Source organism: Streptomyces sp. NPDC059455 (genome assembly GCF_042750115.1).
Taxonomy (GTDB): domain Bacteria; phylum Actinomycetota; class Actinomycetes; order Streptomycetales; family Streptomycetaceae; genus Streptomyces; species Streptomyces endocoffeicus.
In genome coordinates this window covers 1-20,350 of sequence record NZ_JBHYVB010000203.1, presented here as the reverse complement: position 1 = coordinate 20,350, position 20,350 = coordinate 1, and the positions used below count along the sequence as shown (strand labels likewise).

General features: G+C 71.2%; 19 protein-coding genes and 1 riboswitch. Of the genes, 12 read left to right on the top strand and 7 right to left on the bottom strand.

Features of this window, described 5'->3' with window-relative positions; translation table 11 throughout:
* Positions 1–873 (bottom strand): aldo/keto reductase (locus tag ACFXB5_RS43725; protein ID WP_385219287.1); only part of this gene is annotated, 873 nt, incomplete at its 3' end.
* Between the two features lie 45 nt (positions 874–918).
* Entirely contained in the window at positions 919–2,160 is a 1,242-nt protein-coding gene (gene manD / locus ACFXB5_RS43720) for a D-mannonate dehydratase ManD (protein WP_385219285.1), read from the bottom strand.
* A gap of 224 nt (positions 2,161–2,384) precedes the next feature.
* Between manD and ACFXB5_RS43715 the strand changes: the two genes are divergently transcribed.
* The 3 genes from ACFXB5_RS43715 (at position 2,385) to ACFXB5_RS43705 (ending at position 4,067) form a co-directional block, all read left to right on the top strand.
* On the top strand, positions 2,385–3,359 hold the full coding sequence (locus ACFXB5_RS43715) for a carbon-nitrogen hydrolase family protein (protein ID WP_385219284.1): 975 nt from the start codon (positions 2,385–2,387) through the stop codon (positions 3,357–3,359).
* A gap of 88 nt (positions 3,360–3,447) precedes the next feature.
* Positions 3,448–3,687, top strand: a complete 240-nt coding sequence (locus ACFXB5_RS43710) for a hypothetical protein (protein WP_020865818.1) — start codon at positions 3,448–3,450, stop codon at positions 3,685–3,687.
* 2 nt (positions 3,688–3,689) lie between these two features.
* Positions 3,690–4,067: a toxin Doc gene (locus ACFXB5_RS43705; RefSeq protein ID WP_385219282.1), complete on the top strand. Its 378-nt coding sequence runs from the start codon at positions 3,690–3,692 to the stop codon at positions 4,065–4,067.
* A 31-nt stretch (positions 4,068–4,098) separates the two neighbouring features.
* On the opposite strand, the gene ACFXB5_RS43700 is transcribed toward ACFXB5_RS43705, so the two are convergent.
* From ACFXB5_RS43700 to ACFXB5_RS43685, 4 genes are all read right to left on the bottom strand, one after another.
* Complete coding sequence (locus ACFXB5_RS43700; protein WP_211831264.1) at positions 4,099–4,833, bottom strand: heparin lyase I family protein; 735 nt, start codon at positions 4,831–4,833, stop codon at positions 4,099–4,101.
* A gap of 105 nt (positions 4,834–4,938) precedes the next feature.
* On the bottom strand, positions 4,939–6,210 hold the full coding sequence (locus ACFXB5_RS43695; protein WP_385219280.1) for an MFS transporter: 1,272 nt from the start codon (positions 6,208–6,210) through the stop codon (positions 4,939–4,941).
* Between the two features lie 71 nt (positions 6,211–6,281).
* Entirely contained in the window at positions 6,282–6,785 is a 504-nt protein-coding gene (locus ACFXB5_RS43690) for a MarR family winged helix-turn-helix transcriptional regulator (protein WP_385219278.1), read from the bottom strand.
* 82 nt (positions 6,786–6,867) lie between these two features.
* Positions 6,868–8,187, bottom strand: a complete 1,320-nt coding sequence (locus ACFXB5_RS43685; protein WP_385219276.1) for a beta-propeller fold lactonase family protein — start codon at positions 8,185–8,187, stop codon at positions 6,868–6,870.
* A gap of 160 nt (positions 8,188–8,347) precedes the next feature.
* On the opposite strand from ACFXB5_RS43685, the gene ACFXB5_RS43680 reads away from it, so the two are divergent.
* The 6 genes from ACFXB5_RS43680 (at position 8,348) to ACFXB5_RS43655 (ending at position 15,479) form a co-directional block, all read left to right on the top strand.
* Positions 8,348–9,247 (top strand): Gfo/Idh/MocA family protein, encoded by a 900-nt coding sequence (locus tag ACFXB5_RS43680; RefSeq protein ID WP_385219274.1) that lies wholly within the window; start codon positions 8,348–8,350, stop codon positions 9,245–9,247.
* Positions 9,248–9,410: 163 nt separating this feature from the next.
* Positions 9,411–10,154, top strand: a complete 744-nt coding sequence (locus tag ACFXB5_RS43675; RefSeq protein ID WP_385219272.1) for an HAD family hydrolase — start codon at positions 9,411–9,413, stop codon at positions 10,152–10,154.
* On the top strand, positions 10,151–12,496 hold the full coding sequence (locus ACFXB5_RS43670) for a glycoside hydrolase family 65 protein (RefSeq protein WP_385219270.1): 2,346 nt from the start codon (positions 10,151–10,153) through the stop codon (positions 12,494–12,496). The genes ACFXB5_RS43675 and ACFXB5_RS43670 overlap by 4 nt, the downstream gene beginning before the upstream one ends.
* Positions 12,497–12,558: 62 nt before the next feature.
* Positions 12,559–13,605 (top strand): PHP domain-containing protein, encoded by a 1,047-nt coding sequence (locus ACFXB5_RS43665; RefSeq protein ID WP_385219268.1) that lies wholly within the window; start codon positions 12,559–12,561, stop codon positions 13,603–13,605.
* A 129-nt stretch (positions 13,606–13,734) separates the two neighbouring features.
* Positions 13,735–14,295: a hypothetical protein gene (locus ACFXB5_RS43660; protein ID WP_385219266.1), complete on the top strand. Its 561-nt coding sequence runs from the start codon at positions 13,735–13,737 to the stop codon at positions 14,293–14,295.
* Positions 14,292–15,479, top strand: a complete 1,188-nt coding sequence (locus ACFXB5_RS43655) for a hypothetical protein (protein WP_385219264.1) — start codon at positions 14,292–14,294, stop codon at positions 15,477–15,479. Before ACFXB5_RS43660 ends, ACFXB5_RS43655 begins: the two co-directional genes overlap by 4 nt.
* Positions 15,480–15,509: 30 nt before the next feature.
* Here ACFXB5_RS43655 and ACFXB5_RS43650 read toward each other — a convergent pair whose 3' ends face one another.
* Positions 15,510–17,411, bottom strand: a complete 1,902-nt coding sequence (locus tag ACFXB5_RS43650; RefSeq protein ID WP_385219262.1) for a glycoside hydrolase family 97 catalytic domain-containing protein — start codon at positions 17,409–17,411, stop codon at positions 15,510–15,512.
* A 192-nt stretch (positions 17,412–17,603) separates the two neighbouring features.
* Between ACFXB5_RS43650 and ACFXB5_RS43645 the strand changes: the two genes are divergently transcribed.
* The 3 genes from ACFXB5_RS43645 to ACFXB5_RS43635 all read left to right on the top strand — a co-directional run.
* A complete protein-coding gene (locus ACFXB5_RS43645; RefSeq protein WP_385219260.1) occupies positions 17,604–17,780 on the top strand; it encodes a hypothetical protein in 177 nt (58 codons plus the stop codon).
* A 48-nt stretch (positions 17,781–17,828) separates the two neighbouring features.
* Positions 17,829–17,958, top strand: a riboswitch (cobalamin riboswitch).
* A gap of 60 nt (positions 17,959–18,018) precedes the next feature.
* Entirely contained in the window at positions 18,019–18,402 is a 384-nt protein-coding gene (locus ACFXB5_RS43640; RefSeq protein ID WP_385219258.1) for a (2Fe-2S) ferredoxin domain-containing protein, read from the top strand.
* Between the two features lie 174 nt (positions 18,403–18,576).
* On the top strand, positions 18,577–20,350 hold a 1,774-nt coding region (locus ACFXB5_RS43635; protein WP_385219256.1), incomplete at its 3' end, for an FAD-binding dehydrogenase.

Here is a 20,350-nt window from a genome sequence, read left to right as displayed (position 1 = left end):
AGCCTGCTCGGGCGAACGCGCCCCCGGGATGACCGAGGTCACGCCCGGCTGCTGGACGATCCACCGCAGCGCCGTCTGCGCGGGGGTGGCTCCCGCCGGGGCCAGCCCGGCGAACTCCACCGCCGCCTCGACGCCCTCCTCGAAGCCCACGCCGGAGAACGTCTCGCCCTGGTCGAACATCTCGCCGTGCCGGTTGAAGGTGCGGTGGTCGTTCTCGGCGAAGACGGTGTCCTTGGTGTACTTCCCCGACAGCAGACCGGACGCCAGCGGCACCCGCGCGATGATCCCCACACCGGCCTCCCGCGCCGCCGGCACCACCTCCTCCAGCGGCTTGAGCCGGAACGGGTTGAGGATGATCTGCACACTCGCCGTGCCCGGACGCGCTATTGCCGCCAGCGCCTCCGCACACGTCTCGACGCTCACTCCGTACGCCGCCACCCGCTCCTCGGCCACCAGCGTGTCCAGCGCGTCGAAGACCGCGGCCGAGGAGTGCACCGAGGACGGCGGGCAGTGCAGCTGGACCAGATCCAGGGTGTCCACGCCCAGATTGGCCCGCGAACGGTCGGTCCACGCACGGAAGTTGTCCAGCGTGTAGTTCTCCGCGAGCTGCGGCAGCCGCCGCCCCATCTTGGTGGCCACGAAGATCCCGGCGTCCGGGCGCGACCTCAGGTACCGCCCGATGAGCTGCTCGCTGCGCCCGTCCCCGTACACATCGGCGGTGTCGAAGAACGTCACGCCCGCTTCGACGGCCGTGTCCAGCACGGTCAGGGCGTCGTTCTCGCCGACCTCGCCCCAGTCCGCGCCCAGCTGCCAGGTGCCCAGACCCACGACCGAGACCTTCCGGCCGAGCCGGCCGAACTCACGCTGCTCCATGCTCCCTCTTCTCACTTACGGCGACGCGGCTCACCGTACCTCCGTTCACCAGTCGTGCACCGTGCCGTCCGCCAGCCGGTTCACCGGCAGATACGCGGGCTGGTACGGGAACCGCCCGGCGGCCTCCGGGTCCAGCTCGACGCCCAGGCCCGGGGTGTCGGAGGGGTGCAGCAGCCCGTCCTCGAAGCGGAAGGAGGTGCGGAAGACCTCCAGCGTGTCGGCGGTGTGCGGCATGTACTCCTGTATGCCGAAGTTGTGGATGGCCAGATCCAGGTGGAGCGCCGCGGCCATGCCCACGGGGGAGATGTCGGTCGGACCGTGCATACCGGACTTGATCCCGTAGACCGCGGCCAGGTCCAGCAGTTTGCGCATGGCGGTGACCCCGCCGGTGTGGGTCACCGCCGAGCGCACATAGTCGATCAGCCGCTCGCTCAGCAGGGTGGTGTAGTCGTGGACGTGGTTGAAGACCTCGCCGATGGCCAGGGGGGTGGTGGTGTGCTGGCGGATGAGCCGCAGCGCGGCCTGGTCCTCGCCGGGTGTGGCGTCCTCCAGCCAGAACAGGTCGTACGGCTCCAGCGCCTTGCCGAGCCGGGCCGCCTGGATCGGTGTCATCCGGTGGTGGCCGTCGTGCAGCAGCGGCAGCTCCGGGCCGAACTCCGCCCGGACGGCCTCGAACACGGTCGGCAGATGGCGCAGATACGCCCGGGTGTCCCAGCTCTCCTCGGCGGGCAGCACCCGGGGCCCCGACCCCCGGCGCGCGGGTTCGTAGTCGTAGCGCTCCCCGCCGCCCGCGCTGGAGGAGGCCACCCCGTAGACCGAGGCCAGCCCCGGGATGCCGGTCTGGACGCGGATCGCGCGATAGCCCTGCTCCAGATGGGCGCGGATGGAGTCGAGCAGCTCGGGGACGTCCCGGCCGGAGGCGTGCCCGTAGGCCAGCGCCCCGCTGCGCGACGCCCCGCCCAGCAACTGGTACAGCGGCATTCCGGCCGCCTTGGCCTTGATGTCCCACAGCGCGGTGTCGACGGCCGCGATGGCGGCCATGGTCACCGGCCCCCGCCGCCAGTACGCGCCGCGGTACAGATATTGCCAGGTGTCCTCGATGCGCGAGGCGTCCCGGTCGAGCAGCAGCGGCACCACGTGGTCCCGCAGATACGAGGCGACGGCCAGCTCACGGCCGTTGAGCGTGGCGTCCCCCAGACCCGTGACACCGTCCTCGGTGACGATGCGCAGGGTGGTGAAATTGCGTCCCGGACTGGTGACGACGACCTCGGCCGACTCGATCCTCACCGCATACCCCATTCCTTGTTGCCGGTTCCTTCGGCGATCACGCCGTACGGGCAGCTCTACCCGCTTCCGGCCGCCGGGATCCGGAGGCGACGGCCCCTCGCGAACCCACCTGGCGCGCGGGTAGCGTGGCGGCATGCTTTGACACCCGCCCCACCCCCGGGGTCCACCGGGACACCTCCTTCGCATCACCCGCACGCCATCAGGTACCGAAGGAGGCATCCGCCATGACCACCCTCACCGTCGCCCTGCTCCAACTCGCCCCGCCGGGGCCCGATCTGCCGGTGAACCTCGCCCTCGGCGAGGCGGCCTGCCGCCGGGCGCGGGCGCTCGGCGCCGACATCGCGCTCTTCCCCGAGATGTGGAGCAACGGATACAGCTGCGCCGTCCCCGAAGGCTCCGCCCGCGGCGACGTCTACCGCCATCCGTCACGGTGGGACGGCGCCCGCGCTCCGGCCGGGCCGTGGCCCGAACCCGTCTGGCTCGGCGAGCCCATCACCCGCGACTCGCCCTTCGTCACCCGCTTCCGCGAACTGGCCGCCGAGCTCGAGATGGCCATCGCGCTCACCTATCTGGAGCGCTGGGACGGCCCGCCGCGCAACACCATCTCCCTCATCGACCGGCACGGCCGCCTGGTGCTGACCTACGCCAAGGTGCACACCTGCGCCTTCGACCTGCCCGAGGCCGGTCTGACTCCGGGGGAGGGGTTCGAGGTGTGCGCCCTGGACACGGCGGTGGGCGAGGTGATGACCGGGGCGATGATCTGTTACGACCGTGAGTTCCCGGAGAGCGCCCGCGCCCTGATGCTCGCCGGGGCGGAGATCGTCCTCACCCCGAACGCCTGCGAGCTGGAGCTCAACCGGCTCTCCCAGTTCCGCTCCCGCGCGGTGGAGAACATGACCGGCATGGCCATGGCCAACTACGCCGGGCCCGGCTGGGGCCACTCCGTCGCCCACGACGGGGTCGCCTTCGTGGACGGGCGGTCGCGGGACACCCTGGTGGTCGAGGCGGGCGAGGCCGAGGGGGTCTATCCGGCGGTCTTCGACCTCGACGCGCTGCGCGACTACCGGCGCCGGGAGACCTGGGGAGACGCCTTCCGCCGCCCCGCCGCGTACCGGAGCCTGACGGACCGGGAGGTGCGCGAGCCGTTCGTCCGGGTCGGGCCCGACGGCGGTCCCGTCCCCGGCCGCAGCCGTCCCTGATGGCTGGAAAGGTTTGTCAAGTACCTACAAAAACATGATCTGAGCTGCGGCGATTGCTGACGGGGTACCTCGTGAGTAGGGTGTCCCCATGTCAGCTCTCAACGTGGAATTCAGCGATCGGGAACTGGAGGATCTCCGTCAGATCGCCAAGGAGCGCGGTACCACCATGAAAGCCCTCGTCCGCGAGGCGACCGTGGCCGACATCGCGCGTCACCGAGCTCTGCAGGAGGGTGCCGAGGTCTTCCGGCGGTTCTTCGCGGACAACGCCGACGCCTTCGCGGACGCGTTCCCCGACGATGAGCACCGCCAGCCCGGGCAGGCCGCCTGACCATGGCCTCGCTGTTGCATATCGACGTCCCCTGGCTGCTGCAGCGCCATGAGGAGGTCATGCCGGAACAGCCGGCCATCTCGGACTTCTCGGGTCTGGTCGCGGCCGTCGCCCGCCACCGCGTCGACCCGCCGCGCCTGGGCGTCGATCCCGACTCGGCGTGGCGGGCTGCGGCCCTGCTGCACACCATCGCGCTGCTCAGACCGCTTCCGGCGAGCAACGCGCGGTTCGCCGCCGCGACCGCGGTCGCCTATATGCACGCCTCCGGCGAGGGCATCGACCCGCCGTACGGGGCGCTGATCGACCTGGTCCGCGACATCCTCTCGGGCAAGTCCGATGTCTTCGACGCGGCCAGCCACATCCGCTCCTGGCGGATCTGATGGGGAAACGGACCGGCGGGGGCTCGGGGCGTCAGTCGACGTCACCGCGGGTGGTGCCGACCTTGAGGTCGTCGATGTAGTTGACCACCCGGCTGTTCTCGGCCCCGTACACCCCCCACTTGGGGTCGTTGCTGCTGTCGAAGGTGCGGCAGGCCCACCGGGTGGTGCCGTCGCTGAACTTCTGCTGCTGACCGTTGACCCAGAGCTCGACCCAGCCGCCCTTGGTCTCATCGGACAGATGCAGCCCGATGGTGTAGTGGTTCCAGGTGTTCGCCGAGGCCGGGGTCGACCAGATGGTGAAGACCTGGTTGCCGGGCTGCCGTTGGATCATCGTGGTCCGGCCGCCGAGCGTCTTCAGGACCACCGGCCAGTTCTGGATGTGATCCCCGTAGGACTTCCACTGGAAGGTGGCGTTGTTGTCGACCGTGCTGGAGAGCTTGCTCGACCAGCCGAACCAGTAGGTCCCGCCGTTCTGGAAGGCGTATTTCGAGCCGCCCACGGCGATGCCGTGGCTTTCGCAGCGATTGCTGCCGCTCGGCTTGTCGTATTTCCAGATCTTGCCGCGCTGTGCGTCCGAGACGGCGGTGACGCTACCCGGGGAGTCGCAGTTCAGCAGGCCGTAGATCTTGGTGCCGCCGGAGGCATCGCCGTCCCAGATGGACGCGGCGTCCGCGGGCCAGGCGAACGCGAGACCCGCGACCGCCACGGCCGCGGGTACGGCGAACCGGAGCCCGGCGATGCGCTGGGTGGACCGTAAGGAAGCCATGCCACTCCTTGGGAAGGCCCCCGTTCGATGGTGTGTGCACCGTACTGGAGCCGCCCCAATTGGTCCATACCTGCCCAGTGCATCGTGCCGGGCCCGTCGCTCGCGTCAGCCCGCCGAGCCGAGCTCCTCGGCCAGTGCCTGCTTCTCCAGCGTCTCGCGCCGCTCCTCGGCCGGGGGGTGTCCGGCCGCCTCCGCCGCCTGGACGCGCTCGGCCTCGGCGAGCAGCGAGTGCCCGGTGGCCAGGACGCCGATACCCAGCGCGACCGCCGCGGCCCCGATGTAGAAGGGCAGATGCACACCGCTGTGCTCGGCGATCTTCCCCGCCGCGTACGGGGCCAGACCGCCGCCGATGAAGCGGACGAAACCGTAGGAGGCGGAGGCGACGGGCCGTTCGACGGGGGCGACGGTCATCACCGCCTGGGTGGTGATGGTGTTGTTGATCCCGATGAAGGCGCCGGCCACGATCACCGCCACGATCAGCGTCGTCTTGGAATCGGTGAAGAGACCGATGACGAGGATGTCCAGGGCGAACAGCGCCAGATTCAGATACAGGGAGCGGGCTATGCCGAGTCGCGCCTGGAGCCAGGGAGCGCCGAAGACCGAGAAGAGGGCGACGAGCACACCCCAGCCGGTGAAGACATAGCCGAGCTCATGGGTGCCCAGGTCCATCGGGAACGGGGCGTAGCCCAGCACCGTGAAGAAGCCCCAGTTGTAGCAGAGCGCGGTCAGCCCCATGATGAGCAGCCCGCGGTGGCGCAGCGCCTTGAGCGGGTCGGCGATCGAGGCCCGGCGCGCCGGGGTCGGGGTGGGCTGGACCAGCACGATGGTCGCGATCAGCGCGATGGCCATCAGGACCGCCACACCGAAGAACGGCCCGCGCCAGCTGATCGCGCCGAGTTCGCCGCCCAGCAGCGGCCCGATCGCGATGCCGATGCCCAGTGCGGTCTCGTAGAGGATGATCGCGCCGGCGAAGCCACCGCTGGCCGAGCCCACGATGACGGCCAGCGAGGTGGCGATGAAGAGGGCGTTGCCCAGCCCCCATCCGGCGCGGAAGCCGACGATCCCGTCGATGCTGCCGGATGCCCCGGCCGCCGCGCTGAAGATCACGATGAGCACCAGACCGGCCACCAGGGTGCGCTTGGCGCCGATACGGCTGGAGACGAACCCGGTGACCAGCATGGCGACGGCGGTGACCACCAGATAGCTGGTGAACAGCAGCGACACCTGGCTGGGCGTGGCATGCAGCTTGGCGGAGAGGGAGGGCAGGATCGGATCCACCAGGCCGATGCCCATGAAGGAGATCACACAGGCGAAGGCGACCGCCCATACGGCCTTCGGCTGCTTGAAGGGGTTGGGGGCGCTGGGATGAGCGGACAAATGATGCTCCGTCGTTCAGGGCCCGAGCCGTGACGACGTGGCGAGCCGTGGCGCGGCAGGGTGCCGGTTGATCAGGAAGCGGTGTTTCCCGGGGACTTCCGCGCCCGTGCCGCGTTCTCGACCAGCCGCTGGAAGGCGGGGGTGGCGGCGCGGACGGCGTCGGCGAGTGCCTGTTCGTCCTCGGGGGAGAGGGTGGCCAGCAGTTCGGCGAGCCGGTTCGTACGGCCGCGGCGCCGCTCGGCGAGCAGCTGCCGCCCGGCGTCGGTGATCGCGACCAGGACCACCCGTCCGTCGTGCGGATCGTCGACCCGGGTCACCAGACCCTGCCGCTCCAGCCGCTGGATGAGCTGGGTCATGGAGGGCTGGGTGACGCCCTCGTCGGCGGCCAGGGCCGTGAGGCGGGACGGGCCCTCCCGGTTGAGCCGGCCGAGGGTCGAGGCCGCGGTGAAGCTGATGTCCCGGTTGGTCAGATGGCGCACCGCGAGGAACGCCAACTGCTCCAGCGCCTCCGCGACCTCCTCACGGGTGGCGGGGGCGTCGGATTCCCGGGCACCGGACTGCTGTGTGTATTCCACATCTAGTTTTATATCATGCCTCTATATAGGCAGGCTATGCAGATGGTCACGGGCTCGGGCGGGCACCCGCGGGGACACCGCCTCAGCGGAAGATTCCGGTGTGGCCGAGGGAGTAGCGGCCGGGCTGGGGGTAGACCGCGAGCCCGTGCGGGCCGCCGCCGACCGGGATCCGGGCGCGCAGCCGGCCGGTGCGGGTGTCGATCGCGTAGACCTCGGCGTTGTAGCGGCCCGAGAGCCACAGCACCTTGCCGTCGGTGGACACCCCGCCCATGTCGGGGCTGCCGCCGCCGGGGAGCCGCCACCGTCGCACCAGCTTGCCGCTTTTGAAGGACAGCACCGAGATGGTGCCCTCGCCGCGGTTGGAGATGTACATGGAGCCGGAGTCGCGGCTGACGTAGAGGCCGTGCGTGCCCTTTCCGGTGGGCAGCAGCCGCGGCTTGCCGAAGGTGTCGCCGTTGAGCACCCACAGGCCGTTCGCCACCATGTCGGCGATGTACCAGGTCTTGCCGTTGGGCGAGATCTTGACGTCCTGCGGCATCGCCCCGGCGATCGGCAGCCGCTGCTTGGCGATCACCTTCTTCTTCGCCGTGTCCACCTTCAGCAGCTCACCGGAGAACTCGCACGAGACGATGAAGTAGCGCCCGTCCGGTGAGAAGTCCGCGTGGTTCACCCCGTAGCAGTCCACCGGCACCGACTTGACCACCTTCATGGTGTGGGCGTCCCGGAAGACCAGCGCCCGGTCCATGGAGGCCATCACCACGGCGTACTTCCCGTCCGGGGTGAAGTAGAGGTTGTACGGGTCGTGGACGTCCACCGGGCGGCCCACCCGGCCGTTGGCGGGATTGATGGGGGTGAGGGTGTTCCCCAGGTCGTTGTTGACCCACAGCGTCTTCAGGTCCCATGAGGGCACCACGTGCTGCGGCTGGTGGCCCACCTGGATCGTGCGGACGACCTTGAACTTCTTCGGGTCGATGACGCTCACCGTGTCCGAGAGCGTATTGGGTACGTACACCCGCGACGGATAGTCCTTCACCGTCCGGGACAGCTTCCCCGGCCGGTCGGCCGCGTAGAGGTCACGCGGGTCCAGCGGGGGCGGCATCCCCGGCAGCAGCCGGGCCGACTCGGCCTTCTTCTCCGCCTCCTTCTTCGCCTTCCTCTTCGCCGCGGCCGACGCCTGGAGCGCGCTCTGCCGCGCCGACTCCGACGCCGCCCGGTCCGGCCGGTGCTCGCTGGAGGAGGCACAGGCCGGAACCGCCGCCCCGCACAGCAGCAGGGCCGCCGCGGCCCGGACCGTGGCACGCCGCCGGTGTGCGCGGGAGAGGGAGCGCGACGAGCCACGGGCCACGGGTTCCTCCAGCGGTGAGGGTGGGCTACGGCCGTCACCCGCACCGTGGCCGGCCATGGCCTCACCCTGGCACCGCCCCCGGTCACCGGCATCCGCCGGCGGCCAAGCGGGGGAGCGGCGTACCGCCCTCGGCCGAAGCGGCCCGGCCGCACGGGCGTAGGATCGCGGCCGACCCCCGGGGAGGGCCCCGGGAGCTTCGCGCGGAGGGGGACGGACAGTGCGGTTCGGAGTGCTGGGCACCGGGCACTGGGCGGCCGAGACCCACGCGGCGGCGCTCGCCGCGCACCCCGTGGCCGAACTGGCCGGGATCTGGGGACGCGATCCGGCGAAGGCGAAGGCGCTGGCGGACCGCTGGGGCACCCGCGCCCACCCGGACGCCGACGCGCTGATCGCCGACGTGGACGCCGTGGCCATCGCCCTTCCGCCGGACATCCAGAGCGGCCTCGCCGAGCGGGCCGCGCTGGCCGGACGCCATCTGCTCCTGGACAAGCCGCTGGCCTTCAGCACCGAGGAGGCCGACCGGATCGTGCGCGCCGTGGACGAGCGCGGGCTGGCCTCGGTCGTGTTCTTCACCAACCGCTTCGCGGCACCCGTCGACACCTTCCTCCGGCAGGCCGCGGCGGACGGCGGCTGGGACGGCGGCCGTGCCACCGCCTTCGCCTCGATCTTCCAGCCCGGCGGCCACTACGGCGACTCCCAGTGGCGGCGGGAGCGCGGCGGACTGTGGGACGTCGGCCCGCACTCGCTGTCCGTCCTGCTGCCGGTCCTCGGCCCGGTGGCCGAGGTCACCGCCCTCGAGGGGCCGCGCGGCGCCGCCCATGTGCTGCTGCGCCACCACTCCGGCGCCATCGGCACCCTCGCGCTCACCCTGGACGCCCGGCCCGCCGCCCGGGGCTTCTCCTGCGACTTCTACGGTGAGCGGGGGATCGCCGTGGTGCCCGAGGCGGGGACCACCGCCTTGGACGCCTTCGCCACGGCCGTCGACCGGCTGCTGAGCGCCGCCCGCGACGGCGGCGCGGCCGACCCCTGCGACGTACGGTTCGGCCGCGAGGTCGTCGCCGTCCTGGAGGCCGCCGACCGCTCAAGCCGCGAGGGGCGCACCGTCGTGCCGCGCTGAGCGGCATCTGTCCCGTGGTGAGCGAGTGCTGTCGCGTGGTGAGCGAGCGCCGTACCGCGCTGAGCGCGCCCGTCCCACGCCGAGTGCGCGCCGTGCTCCGCTGAGCGGGGGGACGGCTTTCCCTTCCCCGCATATTCCGGCGTTCCCGGGGGAACCGGGGGCCATGACCAAGCTCTGCCTGCCCGATGGCATCCGAGCCTGCCTGTTCGACCTCGACGGCGTGCTGACCCGGACCGCGGTGGTGCACGCGGCCGCGTGGAAACAGATGTTCGACGAGTATCTGCGGCGGCGCGACGGCCCCTCCTTCCGCCCCTTCGACTCGGGCCGCGACTACGACGAGTACGTGGACGGCCGGCCACGCGCCGACGGGCTGCGCACCTTCCTGGCCTCCCGGGGCATCGAGCTGCCCGACGGCGAGCCGGACGACCCGCCCGACCAGGACACCGTGCACGGCCTGGGCAACCGCAAGAACATCCTGGTCCTGGAGAAGATCCGGAAGGAGGGAGTGGAGGCGTACCCGGGCTCGGTGCGCTTCGTGGAGGCCGTGCGCGCCGAGGGCCTGCGGACCGCGGTCGTCTCCTCCAGCGCCAACTGCCGCGATGTGCTGATCGCCGCCGGGATCGAGCACCTCTTCGAGGTACGGATCGACGGTGTGGTCGCCGCCGAGCGCAAGCTGCCGGGCAAACCGCACCCCGACACCTTCCTGGAGGCCGGACAGGAGCTGGCCACCGGGCCCGAGGCGGCCGCCGTCTTCGAGGACGCTCTGGCGGGCATGGAGGCCGGGCACTCCGGGCATTTCGGCTGCGTCGTCGGCGTGGACCGAGTGGGCCAGGCCGACGCGCTGCGCGCACACGGCGCCGACATCGTGGTCAAGGATCTCGCCGAGCTGCTGGAGGACGACTCGTGATCACCGATTCCTCGTACGCCGTCGACCCCTGGGCGCTGCGGGAGACCGATCTCCGGCTCGATCTGCTGCCCCAGAGCGAATCGGTCTTCGCGCTCTCCAACGGCCATGTGGGCTGGCGCGCCAACCTCGACGAGGGGGAACCCCATGGCCTCCCCGGCTCCTATCTCAACGGGGTGTACGAACGGCGTCCGCTGCCCTACGCCGAGGCCGGATACGGCTACCCCGAGGCCGGCCAGACCATGATCAACGTCACCAACGGCAAGATCATCCGGCTGCTGGTGGACGACGAGCCCTTCGATCTGCGCTACGGGCGGCTGCGCTCCCATGAGCGGGTGCTGGACCTGCGCGGCGGACTGCTCCACCGCACCTGCGAATGGACCTCCCCCTCCGGCATCAGCGTGCGGGTCCGCTCCACCCGGCTGGTCTCCCTCACCCAGCGGGCCATCGCCGCCGTCGCCTACGAGGTGGAGGCCATCGACGCCCAGATCCGCGTCGTCGTCCAGTCCGAACTGGTCGCCAACGAACAGCTCCCCGAGCGCGCCGGCGACCCCCGGGTGGCCGAGGCCCTGGAGTCCCCGCTCAGGCCCGAGGAGAACGCCGCCGACGACAAGCGGCTGCGGCTGATCCACTGCACCGACGCCAGCGACCTGCGGGTCGCGGCCGCCGCCGACCACCTGATCACCGGGCCGCCGCCCACCCGCCACTCCAGCGAGAGCGCCGACGACGTCGCCCGGCTGACCGTCACCTCGGTGCTGGAGCCGGGCCAGGTGCTGCGGCTGGAGAAGCTGGTGGCCTACGGCTGGTCCGGCGCCCGTTCGCTGCCCGCCGTACGGGACCAGGTCGAGGCCGCGCTGGCCGGGGCCGCCAGCACCGGCTGGCGCGGCCTGGTGGACCAGCAGCGCGCCTGGCTGGAGGACTTCTGGTCCCGCGCCGACGTCGAGGTCGAGGGCGATGCCGAGATCCAGCAGGCCGTGCGGTTCGCCCTCTTCCACGTGCTGCAGGCCGGCGCCCGCGCCGAGGAACGGGCCATCCCCGCCAAGGGCCTCACCGGTTCCGGCTACGACGGCCACTCCTTCTGGGACACCGACACCTTCGTCCTGCCCCTGCTCACCTACACCTTCCCCGAGTCCGTGGCCGAGGCGCTGCGCTGGCGGCAGTCCATCCTGCCCGCCGCCCGGGACCGGGCCAGGCAGCTGGGCCACGAGGGCGCCGCCTTCCCCTGGCGCACCATCGACGGCTCCGAATGCTCCGCCTACTGGCCGGCCGGCACCGCGGCCTTCCACGTCAACGCCGATGTGGCGGACGCGGTGGTGCGCTATGTGGCGGCCACGGGGGATGACGAGTTCGAGCGCGAGACCGCCGTGGAACTGCTGGTGGAGACCGCCCGGCTGTGGCGCTCCCTCGGCCACCACGACCACCACGGCCGCTTCCACATCGACGGGGTCACCGGCCCGGACGAGTACAGCGCCGTCGCGGACGACAACGTCTACACCAACCTCATGGCCCAGTCGAACCTGCGGGCCGCCGCGGACATCGTCGAACGCCACCCGGACAAAGGCGCCGAACTGGGCGTCGACGACGAGGAGGCCGCCGCCTGGCGGGACGCCGCCGAGTCCATGTCCGTCCCGTACAACAAGACCCTGGGCGTCCACGAGCAGTCCGCGGACTTCACCGGCCACCAGGAGTGGGACTTCCAGGGAATGCGCCCGGACCAGTACCCGCTGATGCTCCACTTCCCGTACTTCGACATATACCGCAAGCAGGTGGTCAAACAGGCCGACCTGGTGCTGGCGATGTATCTGCGCGGCGAGTGCTTCACCGAGGAGGAGAAGGCACGCAACTTCGACTACTACGAGCGGCTCACGGTCCGGGACTCCTCGCTTTCCGCGTGCACCCAGGCCGTCATGGCCGCCGAGGTCGGCCATCTGCGGCTCGCCTACGACTACCTGGGCGAGGCGGCCCTGATGGACCTGAAGGACCTGGAGCACAACACCCGCGACGGTCTGCACATCGCCTCGCTCGCCGGCACCTGGATCGCCCTGGTCGCCGGGTTCGGCGGGATGCGGCACCGCGACGGCAGGCTGGAGTTCTCGCCCAAGCTGCCCGAGAAGCTGGCCCGGCTCGCCTTCACCATGCAGGTACTGGGCCGGAGGCTGCGCGTGGAGATCACCAACCGCTCTGTCACCTACTCCCTGGCCGAGGGCGCCCCCCTGGAGATCCGGCACTACGGCCGGCCCATCACCGTCTCCGAGAAGACGCCCCGGACCTGCGACATCGATGAGCTGACGGCCCGTCCCGAACCCCGTCAGCCCCCCGGCCGCCGCCCCAACCGCCGCGCCTGAGACAACGGCGCCCCACGTCACGACACCCCCGCACGCCACGCCACCCACAGCGAGGAGCGCCGATGGACCCCCTGGAGGCCCTGGACCGGATCGCGTTTCTCCTGGAGCGCGCCCAGGCGCCGACCTACCGGGTGCGCGCCTTCCGCACGGCCCAGTCGGTGCTCGCCGACCTGGACCCCCAGGAGGTGGCACGGCGTGCCACGAACGGCACCCTCCGGTCGCTCAAGGGCCTCGGCCCCAAGACCTCGCAGGTGGTCCAGGAGGCGCTGAAGGACCAGATGCCCGGGTATCTGGCGAAGCTGGAGGCCGAGGCCGCGGAGGCCGGGCGCGAGCCCGACGAGGACGCGGCGAAGCTGTGCGCCGCGCTGCGCGGGGACTGCCATATGCACTCGGACTGGTCCGACGGCGGTTCCCCGATCGAGCTGATGGCCCGTACGGCGGCGCGGCTGGGGCACGAGTGGGCGGTGCTGACCGACCATTCCCCGCGGCTGACGGTGGCCCGCGGCCTCTCGGCGGACCGGCTGCGCGCCCAGCTGGACGTGGTGGCGGAGCTGCGCGCGAGGCTCGCCCCGTTCCAGCTGCTCACCGGGATCGAGGTCGACATCCTCCCCGACGGCTCCCTGGACCAGGAGCCGGAGCTGCTGGACCAGCTGGACGTGGTGGTGGCCTCGGTCCACTCCAAGCTGCGGATGGACGCCCGCCCCATGACCCGCCGGATGGTCACCGCCGTCAGCGATCCGCTGGTCGATGTGCTGGGCCACTGCACCGGACGGCTGCTCGGCGGCAAGCGCCCCGAGTCGGCCTTCGACCAGGAGGAGGTCTTCGGCGCCTGCGCGGAGGCGGGCACCGCCGTGGAGATCAACTGCCGCCCGGAGCGGCTGGATCCGCCACGCGGACTGCTGCGGGAGGCCGTGCGGGCGGGGACGTTCTTCTCCATCGACACCGACGCCCACGCGCCCGGCCAGCTCGACTGGCAGCCGCGCGGATGCGCCCGGGCCGTGGAATGCGGGGTGCCGACGGAGCGCGTCATCACCACGTGGACGGCCCGGCAGTTGGTGGACTGGACCCGCACGCGCAGGCCGCCACGCCGTGCGGGGCAGGGGAGTTGACGGCGGTCATGCGCGAAATGGGCGGAGAGTTCGCCTATTTGCCGTAAGTCCTTACATCTTCTCCTCCGGGCGGGCTACCGTAAATGTGTCGCAGGCCACGCCAAGGGCGTGGCGCACGGGGGGAACCACATGACAGACATGACGGGGCTGGACGACGCCGCGATCGAGCGGATCCTGACGATGGTCGACGCCTCGGCGCGCACCGTCGCCGAGGACGAACACGAGGAGCTCTTCGAGGAGTTCGCCGAGGAGATGCGCGCCGGGCGGCGGGTGCCCGGCGCGGGGGAGTTCTTCGACGACCTCAGCGGGGCACCCGCGGTCGACACCCATGTCTATCTCACCATCGGGCTGTCCGTGCTCGGCCAGATCGCCTTCACCGTGCTCTCGACGGCGACCGATATGGCCGTCCAGCGCGGAGTGCGGGACGCCGTCGGCTATCTCAAGCGCTGTCTGCGCGGCGACGCCAACTCCGGCGGGACGGGCACGGAGGGTGGCGAGAACGAGGACAGCGCGGCGGGGCTCGCCCGGCGGGTGACGGTGGAGCTGAGGCTTCCCCCGGAGGTGGATCCGGCCACGGTGCGGGCCGTCGTACGGATCCAGGCGGAAGCGCTCATCCGCTCCGAATCCGGCCCCGACGACTCCGCCGATGTCGCGGACCCCGCGGACCCCGCCGCACCCGGCCGCCCATGACCGCCGCGTCCCCGGTCCGCCGGCTGCGCCGGGCCGAGCGGACCTGCTGGACCGTGCTCATCGGGCCGCTGTGCGCGGCGCCCGCCACCGGGGCGAGCGTGCTGACCACAGGGGACAATCGGCTGTCCGCGTCGGCCGCGGTCGGCGCCACCGCGTTCCTGGCCGTCCTCGTCCTCCTCGTGGTCTCCCTGCTGCCCCTCGTCAACGAGTGGCGGGCCGACTCCCTCAGCGGTCGTGAGGCCGAGGAGGCGTCGCACCCGGTCGACTGGTCGGCGAAGGGCTGGGTGCGCGTCCGGGACACCTTCCACTCCGCCGGAATGGACACCGCCCGGCTGAACGCGGTCTCCAGCTGGTCCCCGGCGTCCAACCTGAAGGTGGTCCACGTCCCCCAGCCGTCCCCGGGGCGGCTCGGCCGGATGGAGGACTGGGGGACGAGACTGCAGCGCCGCAAGTCCGTCTGGGCGGTCGGCGCCGCGGGCGGAGTGGCCTTCGCCGTACTGCAGGACCGGATCTCCCTGCCGTTCGACGGGGATCGTCTCCTGGTGCCCGCGGTCGTCCTGGTCGCCGCGCTCTGGGCGGTCGCGGGCACCTTCCTGTACCACGCGGTCACCCTGAACGTCCGTAGGCCCACCGTCCATGTCGCCATCCCGCGCAGCTGGCGCACCCTGCTCAGAAGCCCGGCCGGTGCGGTCCTGCTCCGGCACGAGATCTCGCATCTGCGCCACGGTGATCCGATGCGACGGCGCTATCTGCGTCATGCGCCGGCGGCGGGGAAGGCCGCCGTGTTCTTCGACGGGATGACGGCCCTCGCCATCACCCCCGTGGAAACCACGGCGCGGACCGTCACGTCGATAGCCGTCTTCATCCTCACCCTGACCTGCGGCCTCTACGCCAACAGCCGCGCCGGCCGCGTCCTGGTCACGCTGATGGAGATGCGGGCGGACGCCGAGGCGGTCACGGACGCGGAGTCGGCGGACCGGCTGTCCGCCTTCCTCACCGCTCAGCAGGAGAAGAACCCGACACGGCAGAAGGCCGACCGGCTGCTGGCCCTCTCCCGTGGGTGTACCGGCGGCCACCCCGCCCCCTACGCCCGTGCCGTCGCCGCCGCATGGGTCTTCGCGGCCGGCGCCTGCCTTCCGGCGATCGGCATCTGGACGGGCGTCCTGGACGGGGTGTCCGCGTGACGGGTGGTCAGTGCGGGTGGTAGGGGATGGTCAGGGGTGGTCGCAGGTCGACAGGCCGGGCCGCCAGCGGCAGGCGATGGCGGCGAACCCGCCGTCCGCCGTGACCGGCACGGACAGGGTCTGCCCGCCGCGCACCACCGTGGGCGTGCGGACCAGACCGTTCGGGCCGTCCAGGATCAGATCGACCAGCCAGCGGCCCGGCTCCAGCCGCAGCGGCACCTCGGCGGTGTGCGCGGGACCGGTGAACGTACCGCCGATGAACCACCGCGAGCCGCTGGCGCGGGCGAGCACCGCGCTCTCACCCGGCCGCCCCGCCAGCAGCCGGGTGCGGTCCCAGGTTGCTGGGATCTGCTCCAGGAACCGGCGGGCGAGCGGACGGGCGTCATAGGACTCCGGGGTGCCCGCCAGGTTCTGGATCCCGGACTCGTAGAGCACCGACAGGCCGACTTCGCCCGCGTCCGACGCCGCGTTGGGGCGCTGGGGCCGGTGGAAGGCCCCGGGGGTGAAGTCCATGGAGCCGATGACATTGCGGGTGAACGGCAGCGTCGCCAGGTGCTGCGGGGTGTTGGTCCGCTTCTCCTCGCCGTTCACGCCCTCCATCGACATCACCTGCGGCCAGGTGCGCTGAATGCCCTTGGGGATCGTCGAGCCGTGGAAGTTGACGAGCAGATGGTGGGCCGCGGTGGCCTTGAGGATCTCGTCGTACCAGCGCAGTGTCTCCTGGGACTCGGAGTCCATGAAGTCGATCTTCACGCCCTTCACCCCCCACCGCTCCAGCGTGGGCAGCCACTGCTCGCGCTCCTCGGCGGTGTCGAGGTCACGGTGGTGGATCCAGACCTGGATGCCCACCCGCCGCTCGCGGGCGTAGTCCACGAGTTGCGGAATCCAGCTGTTCCGTTGCCAGTCGGGATCGGTGACGTCCCACTGGTCGGGGTCGAAGTACCAGCCCGCGTCCACCACCACATACGGCCAGCCGCGCTGGGCCGCGTAGTCCACGTACCCCTTCTGCATCGACAGGCTCTGCCCGGCCGGTTTGCCGCCCGCGAGCCAGGTCCACAGCGCGGGTCCGGGCCGGATCCACGAGGTGTCGGCGACCCGTGAGGCCGGTGCCAGATCGTCGGTGAAGGTGGACTGGGTGACGGTCGACAGATCGCCCACGATCAGGGCGCGCCAGGGTGTGCTGAGCGGCCCGTCGGACTCGACCCGCTCGTCCCACAGACCGATGCGGTACGTGGGCAGCCCCTGCTGGTGGATCAGCCGGGCGGCGGAGTAGCGGCCGGTGAGATCCGACTCCGCGATCAGGGCGTAGCCGCCGCCCGTCTCGAAGAGCGCCTGCGCCATGTACTCACCGGTGGGCGCGGTCGCCGCGGTGTACTCCTTGAACAGGTTCTCGTTGTCCTTGCGGTAGTCGCCCAGCCACGCGGCCGCGTCCGCGGGCAGGGTGAACGCCGAGGTCTCGCCGAGGACATCGCCGCTGCCGGAGGGCAGGTCGTAGCGATAGGCGACCCCGTCGTCCGAGACCCGCACCACGAGGTCCAGCCGGGCGTTCCCGCCGCCCCGGAACCGGAAGCGGGTCTCGGTCATCCGCGCCGTGCGCGAGCGCTGCTTGCCGGCCGTCGACCGGTAGCGCTCCACGACGGTGCGGTCGTGGCGTCCCAGATAGCGCAGCCCGTGGGACAGATCCGCCCGCTCGGTGACGATGCCCACGGGCGAGGGCTCGACCACCGTACGTCCGCCCCGGGACACCTGGAGCGTCAGCGCTCCCGAGGCGCCGTCAAGCCGCAGCTGCGCGAGGGGACCGGAGTGGGGCGAGGGGCCGCGCACGGTCCAGGCGGAGTCCTTCGCCTGTGCGGGCCCGGTGATGAAGAGCGTCATGGCCAGGACGCCGCACAGCAGAAATGCCATTGCGGAGCGTCGGTAAGATCTCGGCATCGTTGCCTCCCGAGGCGGATACGTTACCGAGTCATCCGATAACTGGGGAGGGGTTGAGCAGCATTACGCCCCATCAAGGGTCGTGAGCGGGTAAGAGATCGGATCTATGGCTTGGCTGCTTTCGGAGATGACACCAGGGGTAGAGGGTCGGCCAACGGACCCGCGCACGGTCCGGACGAGGAGGCGCACACGATGAGCGGCACGGCTCGCCCCGGCGACCCGGACCCGGAGGCGGCGGACCCGGCGCCCGCCGAGCCCGAGGGCGGGGACCCCGCCTGCTGGCTGGAGAAGGTGTGCGCCGACTGCGGCGCGATCCAGGACACCGCCGACTTCGCCCAATGTGCGCGCTGCGGAGCCCCGAAGGAGTGAGCGGGGTGCCCGGGATGCGATGATGCCGGGCGACAAGGGCGACGGCGGAACGAGGAAGCCGGTGGGAATCCGGCGCGGTACCGCCACTGTGATCGGCGAGCGGATCCCGAACAGGCCACTGCCCGCATACGCGGGTGGGAAGGCCGGGACGAGCATCGACCCGAGAGCCAGGAGACTCACGCGGTCGCCTCCTCGAGCGACACCGGGGCGGACTTCCCCGGAGGAGGGGTGATACGGCATGTCCGTATGGCCGACCGACCCGCTGTCATGCCGGGTGACCGTATGCCGGGACTGCTGTTGCGGCAGTCCCAAGGTGACCGGCATCGACCATGCCGCGCAGATCGCGCGGCTCGGTGAGGAGGCGCCCGTACGCGTCTCCGAATGTCTGGACGTCTGCGACCAGGCCAATGTGATCGTGGTGCAGCCGTCGGCCGCCGGACGGGCCGCCGGGGGCAGGCCGGTGTGGCTCGGCCTGGTCAACGACCCGGACGCGACGGAGGACATCGTGGCCTGGGTCCGGGCGGGTGGCCCCGGGGTGGCACCGCTGCCCGACATCCTCGATCTGTACGCGTTCTCGCCGCGGGGGAGGGCCTCGGCCGAGCCGTCACCTGGCGGTCGCTGAGCGCCCGAAGTCCCCTTCCCCGCACGGGAGTTGGTCTTGTGAGCAGAGCTCTGGCGGCCTCGCACCCTGTGGGCTACCGTCGGTAACACGTTGCCGGCCGGTAACACGATTCCGTCGCGGCAACCCCCTCCGTATCTCCCGCACCCTCCGAACCCCCTTTCCGGAAGGCAGCTCATGGAGAACTCCACAGAGAATTCCGCGTCGCCCGCCGGGATCAACGGGATCAGCCGCCGCCGCGCCCTGACGGCGGCGGGCGGTGTGCTCGCCGGCGCCGCCCTCGCCCAGACGGCGGTTCCGGCCTTCGCCGCCTCCGGGGCGTCCTCGGACGCGGACGCCATCGTGGTCGGCCACGGGCTCGCCGGGCTGGTGGCCACGGCGGAACTGGCCGCCGCGGGACGCAAGGTGCTCCTCCTCGACCAGGAGCCCGAGAGCAACCTCGGCGGCCAGGCGTTCTGGTCCTTCGGCGGCCTGTTCTTCGTCGACTCCGAGGAGCAGCGGCTGATGGGGATCAAGGACTCCCCCGAACTGGCCTGGCAGGACTGGCTCGGCACGGCCGGCTTCGACCGCGGTGTCACCGATCCCGGTGGCCAGGACTACTGGGCCCACAAGTGGGCCGAGGCGTATGTGGACTTCGCCTCCGGGGAGAAGCGGTCCTGGCTGCACGGGCTCGGTGTGCAATGGTTCCCGATCGTCGGCTGGGCCGAGCGCGGCGGCGGTCTCGCGGATGGGCACGGCAACTCGGTGCCGCGTTTCCACGTCACCTGGGGCACCGGTCCGGCCGTGGTCGAGCCGTTCGAGAAGAAGGTGCGGGCCGCCGCGAAGGACGGCCGGGTGACCTTCAAGTTCCGGCACCGGGTGGACGAGCTGATCGTCACCGGTGGCGCCGTCACCGGGGTGAGCGGCTCGATCCTGGAGCCGAGCAACGCCGCCCGCGGCAAGCAGACCTCGCGCACCGTGGTGGGCGACTTCGAGCTCAACGCCCCGGTGGTGATCGTCACCTCCGGCGGTATCGGCGCCAACCACGACCTCGTACGCCGGAACTGGCCCGACCGGCTCGGCTCGCCGCCGAAGTTCATGGTCACCGGTGTCCCTGCGTATGTGGACGGCCGGATGCTGGGGATCACCGAGAAGGCGGGCGGACGGATCGTCAACCCCGACCGGATGTGGCACTACACCGAGGGCCTCAGGAACTACGACCCGATCTGGCCGGGCCATGGCATCCGCATTCTGCCCGGCCCGTCGTCGATGTGGTTCGACGCGAAGGGCAGACGCTTCTCCAGCCCCGACATCCCGGGCTACGACACCCTGCACACCCTCGGGTCGATCACCGCCACCGGCCATGACTACTCGTGGTTCGTCACCACCCAGAAGATCATGGCCAAGGAGTTCGCGCTCTCGGGCTCGGAGCAGAACCCGGACCTGACCAACAAGGACATCCTGCAGCTCCTCTCCCGCATCTGGCAGACCCCCGAGCCGATCCAGCGGTTCCGGGACAAGGGCGAGGACTTCGTGGTCGCCACTTCCCTGCCCCAACTGGTCGCGGGAATGAACAAGTTGACCGGCGACAACCTGATCGACCTGGCGGACCTCAAACGGCAGATCGAGGCCCGCGACCGCGAGATCGAGAACCCGTACACCAAGGACGTCCAGGTCATGGGCATCCGCAACGCACTCGCCTACCCCGGGGACGCCCTCAGCCGCACCGCCTCCGCGCACCGGATCCTGGACTCGGGCGCCGGACCCCTGATCGCCGTGCGCCTCAACATCCTCACCCGCAAGACCCTCGGCGGCCTCCAGACCGACCTCTCCGGCCGCGTCCTGGACGCCTCGGGCCAGCCGATCAGCGGCCTGTACGCGGCCGGTGAGGTGGCGGGCTTCGGCGGGGGAGGAGTGCACGGCTACCGCTCCCTGGAGGGCACCTTCCTCGGCGGCTGCCTCTTCTCGGGCC